The organism is Ktedonobacter sp. SOSP1-52 (genome assembly GCF_016587395.1).
The window spans coordinates 39,145-52,028 of the sequence record NZ_BNJH01000009.1 but is presented as its reverse complement, the minus strand read 5'-3'; the positions used below and the strand labels follow the sequence as shown (position 1 = coordinate 52,028).

General features: G+C 52.9%; 15 protein-coding genes and 1 pseudogene. 10 read left to right on the top strand and 6 right to left on the bottom strand.

The window, feature by feature from the left end; genetic code table 11:
• Positions 1 to 198 precede the first annotated feature (198 nt).
• The 6 genes from JMJ16_RS53355 (at position 199) to JMJ16_RS53330 (ending at position 4,309) form a co-directional block, all read left to right on the top strand.
• The gene (locus JMJ16_RS53355) at positions 199 to 909 is read left to right on the top strand and encodes an MFS transporter (RefSeq protein WP_201394814.1); all 711 of its coding nucleotides are present in this window, start codon (positions 199 to 201) and stop codon (positions 907 to 909) included.
• On the top strand, positions 906 to 1,262 hold the full coding sequence (locus JMJ16_RS56395; RefSeq protein WP_201394813.1) for an MFS transporter: 357 nt from the start codon (positions 906 to 908) through the stop codon (positions 1,260 to 1,262). Before JMJ16_RS53355 ends, JMJ16_RS56395 begins: the two co-directional genes overlap by 4 nt.
• The gene (locus tag JMJ16_RS53345) at positions 1,250 to 1,504 is read left to right on the top strand and encodes a hypothetical protein (protein WP_201394812.1); all 255 of its coding nucleotides are present in this window, start codon (positions 1,250 to 1,252) and stop codon (positions 1,502 to 1,504) included. The genes JMJ16_RS56395 and JMJ16_RS53345 overlap by 13 nt, the downstream gene beginning before the upstream one ends.
• Before the next feature lie 163 nt (positions 1,505 to 1,667).
• Positions 1,668 to 1,976, top strand: coding sequence for a hypothetical protein (locus tag JMJ16_RS53340; protein ID WP_201394811.1), 309 nt, complete (start codon positions 1,668 to 1,670; stop codon positions 1,974 to 1,976).
• Between the two features lie 903 nt (positions 1,977 to 2,879).
• The gene (locus tag JMJ16_RS53335) at positions 2,880 to 3,443 is read left to right on the top strand and encodes a GNAT family N-acetyltransferase (protein ID WP_201394810.1); all 564 of its coding nucleotides are present in this window, start codon (positions 2,880 to 2,882) and stop codon (positions 3,441 to 3,443) included.
• A 224-nt stretch (positions 3,444 to 3,667) separates the two neighbouring features.
• On the top strand, positions 3,668 to 4,309 hold the full coding sequence (locus tag JMJ16_RS53330) for an HAD family phosphatase (RefSeq protein ID WP_201394809.1): 642 nt from the start codon (positions 3,668 to 3,670) through the stop codon (positions 4,307 to 4,309).
• A 265-nt stretch (positions 4,310 to 4,574) separates the two neighbouring features.
• Here the strand turns inward: JMJ16_RS53330 and JMJ16_RS53325 are convergent, their stop codons facing one another.
• Both JMJ16_RS53325 and JMJ16_RS53320 read right to left on the bottom strand, forming a co-directional pair.
• The gene (locus JMJ16_RS53325) at positions 4,575 to 4,928 is read right to left on the bottom strand and encodes a phosphotransferase (protein WP_201394808.1); all 354 of its coding nucleotides are present in this window, start codon (positions 4,926 to 4,928) and stop codon (positions 4,575 to 4,577) included.
• Positions 4,929 to 5,518: 590 nt separating this feature from the next.
• Complete coding sequence (locus JMJ16_RS53320; protein WP_201394807.1) at positions 5,519 to 5,662, bottom strand: hypothetical protein; 144 nt, start codon at positions 5,660 to 5,662, stop codon at positions 5,519 to 5,521.
• 45 nt (positions 5,663 to 5,707) lie between these two features.
• Here JMJ16_RS53320 and JMJ16_RS53315 point away from each other — a divergent pair, with 45 nt between their 5' ends.
• Positions 5,708 to 6,169 (top strand): hypothetical protein, encoded by a 462-nt coding sequence (locus JMJ16_RS53315; protein WP_201394806.1) that lies wholly within the window; start codon positions 5,708 to 5,710, stop codon positions 6,167 to 6,169.
• Here JMJ16_RS53315 and JMJ16_RS53310 read toward each other — a convergent pair.
• Both JMJ16_RS53310 and JMJ16_RS53305 read right to left on the bottom strand, forming a co-directional pair.
• On the bottom strand, positions 6,159 to 6,905 hold the full coding sequence (locus JMJ16_RS53310) for a DUF2306 domain-containing protein (RefSeq protein WP_201394805.1): 747 nt from the start codon (positions 6,903 to 6,905) through the stop codon (positions 6,159 to 6,161). The two genes, JMJ16_RS53315 and JMJ16_RS53310, sit on opposite strands and share 11 nt — an antisense overlap.
• 104 nt (positions 6,906 to 7,009) lie before the next feature.
• Positions 7,010 to 7,555, bottom strand: a complete 546-nt coding sequence (locus tag JMJ16_RS53305; RefSeq protein ID WP_201394804.1) for a TetR/AcrR family transcriptional regulator — start codon at positions 7,553 to 7,555, stop codon at positions 7,010 to 7,012.
• A gap of 143 nt (positions 7,556 to 7,698) precedes the next feature.
• Here JMJ16_RS53305 and JMJ16_RS53300 point away from each other — a divergent pair.
• The 3 genes and pseudogenes from JMJ16_RS53300 to JMJ16_RS53290 all read left to right on the top strand — a co-directional run bounded on the left by JMJ16_RS53300 (position 7,699) and on the right by JMJ16_RS53290 (position 9,558).
• Positions 7,699 to 8,416, top strand: a pseudogene (locus JMJ16_RS53300) (IS6 family transposase).
• A 293-nt stretch (positions 8,417 to 8,709) separates the two neighbouring features.
• Positions 8,710 to 9,237, top strand: a complete 528-nt coding sequence (locus JMJ16_RS53295) for an SMI1/KNR4 family protein (RefSeq protein ID WP_201394803.1) — start codon at positions 8,710 to 8,712, stop codon at positions 9,235 to 9,237.
• A gap of 183 nt (positions 9,238 to 9,420) precedes the next feature.
• Positions 9,421 to 9,558: a hypothetical protein gene (locus JMJ16_RS53290; RefSeq protein ID WP_201394802.1), complete on the top strand. Its 138-nt coding sequence runs from the start codon at positions 9,421 to 9,423 to the stop codon at positions 9,556 to 9,558.
• A gap of 462 nt (positions 9,559 to 10,020) precedes the next feature.
• Here the strand turns inward: JMJ16_RS53290 and JMJ16_RS53285 are convergent, their stop codons facing one another.
• Both JMJ16_RS53285 and JMJ16_RS53280 read right to left on the bottom strand, forming a co-directional pair.
• The gene (locus JMJ16_RS53285) at positions 10,021 to 10,677 is read right to left on the bottom strand and encodes a response regulator transcription factor (RefSeq protein WP_201394801.1); all 657 of its coding nucleotides are present in this window, start codon (positions 10,675 to 10,677) and stop codon (positions 10,021 to 10,023) included.
• Between the two features lie 3 nt (positions 10,678 to 10,680).
• Positions 10,681 to 12,825 (bottom strand): sensor histidine kinase, encoded by a 2,145-nt coding sequence (locus JMJ16_RS53280; RefSeq protein WP_201394800.1) that lies wholly within the window; start codon positions 12,823 to 12,825, stop codon positions 10,681 to 10,683.
• Between the last annotated feature and the right edge of the window lie 59 nt (positions 12,826 to 12,884).

Genomic DNA, 12,884 nt, shown 5'->3' with positions numbered 1-12,884 from the left:
AAATCACAACGTATTCCCTCGCCGCATGAGCTTCGACTGATCCCTTTCCAGACCTGGTGAGATGATCAGTCGATGGAAAGCATTGTAGAGTATATGGGTCACTCACAAATGGGTGAACATTGCAGCGTCATCGGGCGTTTGGCGTCGAGATGAATCTGCGCAAGCGCAATCACACCTTCTAGAAAGTACTCTCCGCGCATGAAAAGCGAATCACAAACCCCGTTGGAAGTGGAAGATTCAGCCTTACCTGTGACTTCAGATGAAAATCTCTCGGCTGCCCGACGTTCTTTTGGAACCTTTCGGGTCCTGGGCAACCGAGACTACGCGCTGCTCTTCTGGGGGCAGTTCATTTCTGCAACGGGAACGCAGATGCAGGTGGTTGCGGTGGCCTGGCAGGTGTATCTGCTCACGCACTCGGCGCTCGCCTTAGGACTCATCGGTTTGATGCAGGCGCTTCCGCGCCTGCTCTTCTCACTGGTGGGAGGAGTCCTGGCGGATGCGTTGGACCGGCGCAAGGTGCTTCTCATCGTGAACGTGGCCATGATGCTCTTCTCGGCCATCCTGGCCCTCTGTACCAATTTCCAGTTCGTCAATTTGAGCATCATTTTCGTGCTCATTCTTTTGAGTGCGGCGGCTTCGTCCTTTGAGTTTCCTGCGCGCTTGGCCATCATTCCCCATCTGGTTTCACGCAAGCAGATGACCGATGCGATTTCCCTCGATTCCATGATAGTCTACCTCTTTGCCATCACTGGTCCAACTGCTGGCGGTTTGGTCCTGGCCTGGTTCGGGGTCGCCTCCACGTACTGGGTAAATGTCGTCTCGTATCTGGTGGTTATTGCCGCACTCTTTGTGCTACGTGTGCCACCAATCCCCGCAGAAAAGCGTGCGCAGGCGGGGTTCGGGCCTTGAGTGAAGGCATGCGTTTCTTGCGTGCACATCCGGTGATCCTGGCACTGCTCACACTCGATTTCTGCGCCACCTTCTTCGGGGCACCACGCGCGCTGTTACCAGTCTACGCGCGAGATATCATGCACATTGGGCCACAGGGGCTTGGTCTCTTGCTGGCCGCAGGCGGAATGGGTGCGGTGGTGTTGATGCCCTTTCAAGGACTCATCACGCGCATCAAGCGTCAGGGGCTGGGTGTAGCGCTAGCCGTCATTGTCTGGGGGCTGTGCGTTGTCGCTTTTGGCTTCTTTCCCAATCCCCTCTGGTTAGGGTTCTTTTCCTGGCTGGCACTGGCGCGGCAGATATGGTCAGCGTGATTCTCCAAGGCATCGTGGTGCAGACCACGACCCCCGACGAGTTGCGTGGACGCATCAGTTCGGTGATGGCCATGTTTGCCATCGGTGGACCCGTGCTGGGCTCATTTGAGTCTGGCCTCGTTGCTAGCCTTTTCACCCCGATGTTCTCCGTCGTCAGCGGCGGAGTGGCCTGTATTCTTGCGACATTGTTCATTCTGGTCCTGGTGCCGAGCCTGGCAAAAGTGAAGGTCCGAGCTGAGTAGAAACGCAAAGGGCGCATGGTCCCATTGCCAATGTACCAACTCTGTCTCTGCTCTTGCTTCTCCCCACTCTTCTCTGGAGGAGATCAAGATCAGTAGGATGGTCAGTCGCAAGCAAAAGACTCGTAGTGCGTAGAGTCATACCGCTTGCAGAGCCAGAGGAGGTGTGTCAAAATCCATTAAAACGGACAATGAAGGAAAGCGCCTGGTCAAGGTCAGCATGGAGAGGAAAGATCACCTGGTCGGCATCAATGGATGTGGGCATTCCTGGCCGTGTTTTGGCAAACCTGCCATTATCTTCCATGATCGGGGGAAGATTTTCACCTCCGAGCGGGCGCGACAAGTGCTTGTGGATCGGTTGGGGATTATCACAGAGCAAGCCCCACCGTATGCGCCATCCGCAAAAGGAACGGTCGAAACGCTCTTTCGTTGGATGACGCAACATTTTGAAAAGAGCCTCCACCCTCCCCACTGACAAGTGCACACAAATTACAGGTCTTCGGAATCTGTTGTGGGTTCACACGCGGTCAAGCGGATTCGCGGCCCGAATCCACAACAAAATCCGAAGGACCAATTTCTCTGTAATTCATCAGTTTCGTTCTTGTAAGTCTGCGCTGGTAGCATCCTGATTGAAGTTCTCTGTTCTAGACCGCTTAAATATGAGCAGATCAAATATTCCTCGCCCGATTACGTAAGCGAGTACAGCGAGGAATACAATTTGATAAAGTTGTTGTTGGTAAAAGTCCGGCCCATGCAGTATCAGTCCTGCAATGGTTATTCCGAGGAGGGCTGCGAGTCCATTAAAACGAAATGTTCTGGGTCTCTTTCTTTGCTGATATGATTTTGGAGGCATTGGTTTCGTACTTGTCTCCTTTTTGTTCGCTTTTAAAAACGTTTTTGTATCGACCAACTCTCTAGATATTTTTAGATGAATAAGTTGGTGATGAGTTGTAGAAGGACAAAAGGTCATTTAGATCATGTTTCCCATTATATAAAGAGAAAATTGTTTACTGACAGGACAGAAACCGGACACTTGCAGGCAATTTGCGTCAAAAGCTTTATTTGTCTATTTTCTTCGTTAATGTTTATAGTATGCTGTAAATATTGAAATTCCATGAGGTAATTTTGGCAATTATCTGAGGTAAAGCAAGGAACTCTTCGGCCGCGCCAATGTAGCTTTATTGGCTTCCAAAGGGCTTTGAGCAGCGATGCCAGAAAAAGACGAAGGTAGTATTACCTCAGATAATTGTACGATTTTGCCTCTATCTAATTATCGTATTTACACATTACCACCACATGCTTTTGGAAGGAGAAAAAAAGAATAGCGTATACTATTCGCATGTTTATATCGAATACGCTTGAGGAGAGTATAATCATCATGGGCTTAAATATCCACCTGCACACCTTTCCGATCTTAGAAACAGAGCGCCTGATCTTACGGCAACTCGCAGCAACGGATGCGCAGGATTCCTTCCTCTTTCTGTCCGATGAAGAGACTATGCGCTACTACGATCCAGCCCCGATGACACAGCTCGAGCAAGTAGAAAAGAGTATTGAACGTCATCGAAGGCGTTTTGCTCAACATGAAGCACTACGCTGGGGCGTCACATTGAAGGGTGAGAACAGGGTCATCGGCAATTGTGGATATTCATGGGATGTCGATAATCGACATGCAGTTCTGAGCTATATTCTCTCAAAACACTACTGGAATAAAGGGATCATGACAGAGGCCCTGACCGCGATTATTCAGTTCGGCTTCGAACACATCTACTTGCATCGCATTGAAGCGCAGGTTGCATATCCCAATCTCGCTTCCGCACGCCTGCTCGAAAAGCTCGGCTTTCAGGAAGAGGGACGCCTCCGTGATCGTCAATATGCCAACAACCAGTTCGTTGACGAAATAATATTTGCGCTCATCAACACGAACAACGTGGACGGATAAATTTTCACTTGATTGTAAATCATTTTGCTTCGTGGGCGAAAAATCCGCGGATTATGTGGGCGGTATGATGGGAGATAGACGGGAAAAGATGCGAAATTTGAAGGACAGAAGCATGAGATGAAGAAGCGAATCATCAATGCCTGTTTTACCGCCCACCTAATTATCCAATTTTCGCCCACGAAGCAAAATGATTTACACCGCGGCTACCGGAAAGGATCAAGACAGTGAAAAAGTATATACTCTTCGATCATGATGGTGTTCTGGTGGATACCGAATTCTGGTATTACAAAGCTGGAGAACGCGCCCTGGCGGACATTGGTTTGACTTTGGACAAGGATCAATACCTCCGGGACATGAACCAGGGCTTAGGCACTTGGGCCCAAGCCAGGGCGGCAGGTATTGATGAACAGACCATCAGTAGGCAGCGTGAGGTTCGTAATGAGTATTATCAGGAATATCTGAGAACAGAAGCCATTGAGATTGAAGGCGTCGTTGAAACGCTTGCTGAACTGTCAAAATACGTCCGCATGGCCATCGTGACGACTGCAAAACGTGTGGATTTTGAAATTATCCATGAAAAGCGCCAAGTTAGACAATTCATGGATTTCGTCCTTGTTCGCGAAGACTACCAGTTCACCAAGCCGCACCCGGAACCATACCTGACCGGCTTAAAGCGCCTCGGAGCCACCAAAGAAGAGACACTGGTTGTAGAGGATTCATCCAGAGGGCTGAACTCAGCCGTGGCGGCCGGTATTGACTGTATCATTGTCTATAACGACTTTACAAAAGCACATGACTTTTCACAGGCTCGCTATCGAATCGAAACTCTGATTGAATTGAAGGATATCATCCTTAATGTAACCTGAAGGTGCATTTACCAGTGTGTCCCATACTTGTAAATCATTTTGCTTCGTGGGCGAAAATCCGCGGATTATGTGGGCGGTATGTGTAAATATTGAAATTCCATGAGGTAATTTTGGCAATTATCTGAGGTAGACTTTATCCAAATGTTCCAGACAATAGGTTTTGACTACGCTGCAAAAGCGAGCGTCTCCACGAGGTGATTGAAAAACACCCGTGGAATTTGAACGGTATCGCCTTCATATGACAACACCGAGAGAGCCAAGACCGTCAAAAAGGGCAAGGCCCAGACCCGCTGCGCCCCAGCGCTTTGTAGTAGTTAAGACCTTCTAGTTCGCTAGTAGAGATTGGGGCCTCTGCCAGATAGGCTTGCAGAAACTCTTCATGCATCCTCCTTCCTTCAGGAAAGAGCCAGAGGACGGTGAGGGCGACATCGAACAAGAGTGGTCCACGTTCGATAGCTCCCCAATCGATAATTCCCACATGACCAGTTTCCCGCTCAGAGAGGATTTCGATCCGATCTGCCCAGATCACACCTGTGGTCACCTTGCGTCGCGTTTCGTATGCTCGTGTTGTCTCCAGCGCTTGGTGGATCAACGAAGCAAGACCTGGTTGAGCCGTCACAGAGGGATCCTCAGCTTGCAAGAAATCATACAGCTCGAAGGTGACTTTCTCATCTCCTCCCTTGAGGAAGATGTGGTGAGTCCATCCTAGTCCTACAGTTGTAGATGACCTACAAGAGCGCAGCGGCGCTTATAATGGCAAAGGCGCGCAAGTGCTTGGTGCGCACGTCGCCAACATGACCAGCTCAGATAGTAGGCAAACGAGAAAAGTTGACCCCCGACGAGACGAAAAAACAGCCGCCGAATTTCCGCAACACTGAGAGGAATCAGCACTGGGAGGTCAGAAGGAATCTGGGCTTGAACAGAGTCGGCTGTTTCTGACTCTGATGAGGAGAGCGCAGGCTCAGCGTTTTTTTTCGCTGAGTGGCAAACTGGGGTTGAAGGGAGGTGTAGCCTAGAAGGAGAAAGCGTGTGAGAACCCCAAGAGGAGAAAGAGTATGGCGAGAGTCACACCACGCCCCGAAGCGACGCAGAAAAGAACCCTCATTCCGTTAAAAGAGCGATGTGACCAGTGCGGCCAGCCCCTGTCGGTCTTCAATCACGGCCTTCGCAGCGTGGCCACGTTATCTGGCCAATGGAGATTAACACTCGTCATTCGCCAATGTATCCAGCCGGGCTGCCCCAACTACCATCGACGCCAGCGGACGGCAAGAAGAAGGGCGCTGGGCCCTGCCGCATGGCGAGTTTGGCCTGGACATCATTGCTCTCATTGGTCAGTGGCGCTTCCGTGAGCATCGCAGCGTCACCCACTTGATGCATCGGTATGAGGAGCTGGTAGCCTTGCGTATCGCGGACCAGGAGCGGGTCAAAGCGCGACTGCAGAAACAGGGTCACGTGATCCTGGCTCTCGACGGCTTGCAGCCCGATGTCGGGCACGAGGTCCTCTGGATCGTCCGCGACTGCTTGATCCTCTTAGCACGTCCATTACTCAGCAGTACACAGGGCGATTTGACCGCCTTGCTTACCGAGGTCAAGCAGTTGCTGGAGTCATGGAAGGTGCCAGTCACAGGCATCATCTCGGATGGAGAAGAGACCATTGGCAGCGCCGTGGCTTTTGTCTTCCTGGAAGTTCCCCATCGGCGCTGCCAGTTTCACTACTTGAAGGATGCCACAGCGCCGCTCTACGACGCGGATCGGCATGCCAAAACGGAGTTTAAAAAGCAGCCGAAAAAAACCTTACTACACAAAATTGCTAGGATCTTAGCCCTCCCTCCAAGAGCACTTAAGCGGGTTAATGCTTGATGGCCTTCGCTGTAAGCTGGCGCGTTGCTTCTTCACTCCTGACCTCGTGATCTTGTTTCAAGGTTAACGAGCGTAGCAATCGCGCATTAATGAACCATTCGGTGAAAACTAGCGTTGAGACCCAGGAAACCCAGGCCGCGCTCACATAAACAACGCTTGATGTAACCGCGCCATGCATATTGTGGGTGAGGACCAGGACAACGATGCCCAGCCCCAACCAGATACGCAGCGTGACAGCCGCGAAAGTTAAGGCATAATTACGTGCCATCCAGATGCGATGTAATTGTACCTGTCCACGCCGGATCGCGAGGTATGCCTGGGCTACACTGTAAAACCAGAGCACTGCCAGGAACACAAAGCCCACTTGTGCTACAAAGCCATCGACTGAAACAATAGCAGAGTAGAGAGCAGCCAGACTGCCGATAACTACGCAAACTATATAGACTAATCCACATCTGCGGTGAAGCATGGGATGGCGGGCACGCAAACGAGGTAGAAATTGCCATGGTCCTAGTAGGAGTGCTACGCCTCCCGTTACTGCGTGAATGACAAGGATAGTAAAGTGCCATGTCACGGCAGGATTAAGAGGGATGCGACTTCTAGTGGGATCGAGTGTCAGGTAAGGGACAGCGGCGTAAGCAGCAATGCCGATAGCCAGCAGAGCCATCAGCCCCCAGAGAATTATTCGTGATTTTACTCTCCCACCATGTGAGTTTCTGGTTGATTGCATATCCATTCTTTTGGTTCCTTTCACATTGTAAAAAGCGCCTGCTCTCTCTTTGCCACCACCAGTATTGATAGTGAGTGATCACTATCAATACTGGTAAAAAAAAACGAGATTTAACTCAAAAAGAGGTGTGCCCATTCTTCGTCATCGGCAATCTCAGAAAGCTTCATCGCAGTGGCGATTGTCAGTAACATGCCATCGGCATAAAAAGTACGAGCCTGTTCCCTACTAATCCCGGGCATCTCTGCAATTTGCTTGAAGATCTCAGAGGTCGAACGGCGCATGGTCTCGCGAATCTCCTGATCCTCACTGGCCGCGTATCCTTGCAGCAAAAGCAACACTAGTTCACGATCAGCAAGCACGTTTCGATAGGCGCGTTTCATAGCGCTCAAAGAATTTTCTGGATGTTGTTGTCCAATAACGATCATTTTTTGTTGAACGCGGAGCGCAACTCTTTCAATCGTACTCATGAACAACGCTTTTTTCGTGGGAAAGAGACGAAACAGGTTTGGCTGTGAGATGCCGACGAGTTTGGCAATAGTTACTGTTGAACCGCCATGAAAACCTTTTTCGCTAAATTCGGTAATAGCCGCGGCAAGAATGTCTTCGCGGCGTTCTTGTGCCGATTTCCTAGCAAAATTCCCAGGTGTATTGTTCATGATGATAGTGTACACTCACTATCAGCTCATGTCAAGTTTTGAAGGTGTATCTTTCAAGGTTTGTCTATGTGAGCGTTTTTGCAGGTATTGTCAAGTTGATGAAGCCACGCACAAAAAACTGAACAGCATGATACAATGGTTTCATGACAAAGAACATCTCTGCATCACCCGACAAAGGATATCGCTTCCCGCCAGTGATTATCAGTCATGGTGTGTGGCTGTATTTCCGGTTTTCGCTCAGTTTTCGTGCTGTCGAAGAACTCATGGCAGAGCATGGAGTCATGCTCACCTACGAAACCGTTCGTCAGTAGTGCCACAACTTCGGCCAAACGTATGCCAATGAACTGAAGCGTCGCCGCGCAAGGCCGGAAGACACATGGCATCTGGATGAGGTGTTTCTCAAAATCAATGGAGAGCAGCACTCTTTCTGGCGAGCGGTTGATCAGCACGGGAACATCCTCGACCTTCTGGTCCAGAGCAAACGCAACAAGGATGCCGCCAAGACATTCTTCCGCAAACTGCTCAAAGGTTTGCAGTACGTTTCACGTGTCATCATCACGGATACACTGGCGAGCTATGCGGCAGCCAAGAAAGAGATCCTGCCAAGCGTCGAGCATCGCCAGCACAAAGGCTTGAACAATCGAGCCGAGAACTCGCATCAACCGACCAGACAACGTGAACGCACCATGCGTCGCTTCCGCGTCGGCTGGTCACGCCCAACGTTTCCTCTCAACCTTTGGCCCCATCTCCGATCATTTTCGACCGCAACGACATCGTCTCAAGGCCGCAGAGTATCGTATCTTGATACAAGAGCGATGTACAACTTGGTACGAAATAACCCACGCAAAACAAGCTGCATAACCACGATCGCCTTCCCCCCATCTTCGTGCCTCTTTCATCGCCTCCCATTTTTACAATTTCTATTTATTACAAGCAATTAAGTTGACAGTATCCTCACCCTAGCCCCAGAGTCAGCACGTCCTCATACTGTGTTCAGGCAGTGAGAGGCAGCGCCGCTTCCGTTTCTCAAGGGGAGAGAGAGAAAGAGACGAAAACGGCAGGAACATGTTCCTCTCACCCGATCACAAGCGTGCCCAGTGGGTGCGCTTGAACCACAAACAAGCCAAACATCCCTACATGAACAGGAGAGACAGATGAGAGACCCATGGGACGTCATCGACCATTTCCTCGACCAGACTCGCGATGCAGCCATCCAGTCAGGCTGGGTAGACTCCCCTGGCGCCACCGAAGCGCAACTCCTTGCGGCAGAACAGCGCCTGGGGCGAAGATTACCGCCCTCCTACCGGAAGTTCTTGCAACTCACCAATGGCTGGCCCTGCGGCTTAACCGAGCCCCTCTTGCCTATCGAGCAGGTTGATCTGTTCCAAGTCAAGGAGCCAGACTATGCACGAGACTGGATCGAGAATTGGGATTGGGAAATGTTCGATCTGTCTGAGGCTGACCACCGTGTCTATGGCAAGCAGCAGGAATCGTCGTATTTTCACGCTGCCTACTTGCAAACAGCCTTGCAGATCAGCGAGCAACAGGATGGGTATGTCTACCTGCTCAATCCTGAAGTGGTCACGCCGGAAGGAGAATGGGAAGCCTGGATTTTGGGAAGCAAGATCCTTGGGGCACAGCGCTGGCCCTCCTTTTGGGAGATGGTGCAGGAAGAGTTCTGAATGGGGTTTCCCAGAGTTCCTCCCAGCGACGCGGTTCCTGGGCAGGCGAAGCCCCTGCCGCCAGAAGAGTAATGCAGAAAGCCCAGGTACAGACGCCTGAAACCCCGTGGGTTGCTTCCCTGAGGAGTCCTCTCCGGAAGCAGCCCCGCTTTCCTCTTTGCCCCACCTAGCAAACATGCGCACGTGCCAGGTGAGACCTACATCGGTCTTCACGCGAGCAGTCGTAATCAGTTTTACAAGCAATGGATGCGCGACCGTGACCGAGGCGACCAGGGGGCGAAGTTGATCGCAGAGATACCAGGCATTGGTGGTCGCTTCTAGCACGACAGCATCTGTTGCGTGCAAGTGCTGTTGGCTCCAGAAGAGAAAATCAACAAGACTCAACCCGGCGTGGAGAGAGGACGATCTGCTGCCTGGCGTTGACGGCCCCAACAACGACATACCGTTTATGGATATCCAGGGCAACAAACCGTTCTGCAGAAACAGGTGCAAGCAGGCAGTTCTCCCTTGTTGAGGTAACAACGAAGATCCAAAGAGGACGCCGTTGAGGGTTCGAGGTATTCATACACCGATTCGGGCTACGATCTTTCACGTTCCCAGTTAAGCGGATTCGACGGGTGGCCAAACATCCTGTCGGGCTTGGTGTCCCACCGTGTAAACGGGCCAACCCTGACGCCGCGTACTGATCGAGCGTCCCCGTCAGCTTGACCTGACCAGGATACCGGAGCGACGCACTCTCTGCAACTCCATGCTAACATCCTGGGCCTATCGCTGTAAGAACCTTCATCCCTGGCCAAGTCCCGCTTGCCTGGCTCGCAGCACCGCTTGAGCGCGGTCAACCACCTGCAATTTGCTGAAGATGTTGGAGACGTGGTTGCTCACCGTCTTAGAACTCAGGACCAACTCTTCGGCAATCTCGGCGTTGCTTTTCCCCTGGGCGATGAATCCCAGGATTTCTCGTTCGCGCTCTGTGAGATCGGGAAAGGCGGATTGGGGCAGAATGGGCTGCATGTTGGCAAAGTATTGCATGAGGCGTTGGGCGATGGATGGGCTGAAGATGGCCTCCCCGTGAGCTACGACGCTGATCGCCCGCAATACGTCCGCTTGGTCTGCTCCCTTGAGGAGATAGCCCCGCGCTCCCGCACGCATGGAGGCAAAAACGGAAGCGTCGTCTTCGAGCATGGTGAGGGCCAGGATGCCAATACGGGGACTGGTCTGCACGATGCGACGTGTGGCTTCGATGCCGTTGATGCCGGGCATGTTGAGGTCCATCAGGATGATATCGGGTTGCAGCTCCGCCGCCTGCGCTATCGCTTCCTCGCCGTTGGAGGCCTCGCCGACCACTTTCATCTCTGGTATGGAAGTGAGCAGCGCCCGCAGACCGCTGCGCACAAGTGGGTGGTCATCGACTAATAGGATACGCAGTGGCTCGCTCGTCATAGATCATTCCTCCTTCAGGAGCGGCAGGAAGGCCGTGACGCGCGTGCCAGTTCCGCCAGTGCTCTCTATTCTGCAGGTGCCGCCAAGCTCCGCTGCTCGTTCGCGCATGGCACTGATGCCTACTCCTGCAGAGGAATTCTCGGGTATCCCCACGCCGTTATCCTGAATTTCCAGCGTCAGCCCGCTGTCGATGAGGGCAAGACGGATAGTGCAGGTGGTGGCCTGTGCGTGCCGGATGACGTTTGCCAGAGCTTCGAGCACGATGCGATAGGCAGCGACCTCGATAGCAGCAGACAGCGGGGACAGATCCTCGGGCGCGTCGATGCTGACCTGCACATTGTTCAACTGATATTGTGCAACTTGTTCCCGCAGGGCTGCGATCAGGCCCCATTCATCGAGAATCGGCGGGCGCAGGTTATAGACCAGCCTGCGGATATCGGCGATGGATGCCTGTACCTGCCCTTTCAGTTCTTTCAGCAGTCCCTGGGCCGCGCCGAGATCGTGGTCGAGCAGGTTGGAGGCAGCATCGAGCTGGAAGGTCACGCTGGTCAATGCTGATCCCAGGCCGTCGTGGAGGTCGCGGCGCAAGCGGCGGCGCTCCTCTTCGCGGGTCGTGATTAAACGGGCCTGCGCTGCCTGGAGATGCTCGTTGGAGTGCTGGAGATCGGCAGTCAAGCGGATAGCGTGGGCCGCAAGGCTGACCTGGCCTATCACATCTTTCAGCAAGCGCAGATCGGCGGGGGCAAAGTCTTCGCCGAGAGCGCGGGGAGCGAGCAGCAGTTTGCCGATGGTTTCTTGCTGGTAGACCAGTGGCAGGGTGAGCGGCTCGCCCTTCAAGCTGCCGAAACTCGCGGCGGTGACGAAATCGTCATCTTGTCTGAGCAGAATGGCAGCGTAGGGCAGTTTGAGCGCGCGAACAAGCGTCTCGACAATGGTGGGCAGCATGGCATCGGGCGCGAGCGTTGTTTCCAACTGACGAGTCAGCCTCATGATCACGGTGTGCGGCTCGTCACGCTCTCCATAGAGCAATCGATTCACCCAGCGCTGGAGTAGTCCTCTCAGCGGCTGGAAGATCACTGCAACCAGTCCGGTAGCCGCCAAGGAAATGATGGGATTGCTGCCTGTGCGAAAAAGAGCCCCCAGGTAGCCAACAACGAGCACGTAGATGCCGATGACGCTCCCTGTGAGCAGACTATAGACCAGCGTGCGGTTGATGATGACGTCGATGTCCCACAGCCGAGAGCGCAGGACGGCAATAGCAATCGAGACGGGGATCAGCAGCAGCAAGATATTGCCCGCTGTCCCAAGTACCAGGATAGTCATTGTATGCGAATCGCGCACTTCCGGTGTGAGGGTCAGGTTTCCGACGATGATGAAGAGCGCGAAGCCCACAAGAGCGACGGTACAGCCGAACACCACCCATTTTGTCTGCTGACGCTCTCGAAAGGTGGAGACTCTGAGATACCGATAGACCTGCAAACCGATCAGGAAGAGCAGCAGGCCCGCAAATGACAGGCCGCTGAATTCATCAGTATTGCTATAGAGCAAGTTGCTGAAGAAGACGTACTGCGTTGCCTGCAAGACAACAACAATCACTCCCCAGCGGCTCCAGCGCGGTACAAAGCGGCCAGAGGGGAAGAGTAACAGGAAGAGAGGCAGGCTTATCTGACCTAGAAGGTCGAGCAGCCCGACGAGCCAGTACCACGTGGGGGCCAATGGCCTGAGTCCGTAGTCAAAGAGGCCGGTATAGGTGGCTCCTCCGAAGAGCACAAGCATGTACGCACAAACAAGCGCCATGCGATCATTGGAGCGCCGCCAGAAGATGAGGGCGGCCAGCGCCGAGTGAATCAGGACCGTTACCACGGCCCAACCTACCTGATACGCTGCAAAGAAGGCTGGCGAGAGGCCAAGCTGCTTGAGCAAACGCAGATCATCCTGCTGCAACTGGATGTCGAGGCATGGCGCATGTGGCTGGCAGACCGATTGCGCCAGGACTGTGAATCGGGGAAGCGCAATGGCTGTCAGTGCCAGAATCAGCAGCGTCAGGGTCAACCAGCCCAACCGTGCCAGCACCAGCCAATTCCCATGCACCTGTGTATCAGCCTGGTCATGTTGATGCTGAATCGTGTCTGTGCGTATTTGCTGCATTCGTCTGCTCCCCTCTCTCAGCGAGACGTCGTCACGTCTGGTTTCTTCCCATCGTGCAG

Excerpts from the sequence above, each read along its gene's own strand:
- JMJ16_RS53345 (WP_201394812.1), top strand. The coding sequence starts at position 1,250 with ATGGTCAGCGTGATTCTCCAAGGCATCGTGGTGCAGACCACGACCCCC.
- JMJ16_RS53285 (WP_201394801.1), bottom strand. The coding sequence starts at position 10,677 with ATGACGAGCGAGCCACTGCGTATCCTATTAGTCGATGACCACCCACTT.
- JMJ16_RS53305 (WP_201394804.1), bottom strand. The coding sequence starts at position 7,555 with ATGAACAATACACCTGGGAATTTTGCTAGGAAATCGGCACAAGAACGC.
- JMJ16_RS53310 (WP_201394805.1), bottom strand. The coding sequence starts at position 6,905 with ATGGATATGCAATCAACCAGAAACTCACATGGTGGGAGAGTAAAATCA.
- JMJ16_RS53280 (WP_201394800.1), bottom strand. The coding sequence starts at position 12,825 with ATGCAGCAAATACGCACAGACACGATTCAGCATCAACATGACCAGGCT.
- JMJ16_RS53335 (WP_201394810.1), top strand. The coding sequence starts at position 2,880 with ATGGGCTTAAATATCCACCTGCACACCTTTCCGATCTTAGAAACAGAG.
- JMJ16_RS53355 (WP_201394814.1), top strand. The coding sequence starts at position 199 with ATGAAAAGCGAATCACAAACCCCGTTGGAAGTGGAAGATTCAGCCTTA.
- JMJ16_RS53295 (WP_201394803.1), top strand. The coding sequence starts at position 8,710 with ATGAGAGACCCATGGGACGTCATCGACCATTTCCTCGACCAGACTCGC.
- JMJ16_RS53320 (WP_201394807.1), bottom strand. The coding sequence starts at position 5,662 with ATGCTCACGGAAGCGCCACTGACCAATGAGAGCAATGATGTCCAGGCC.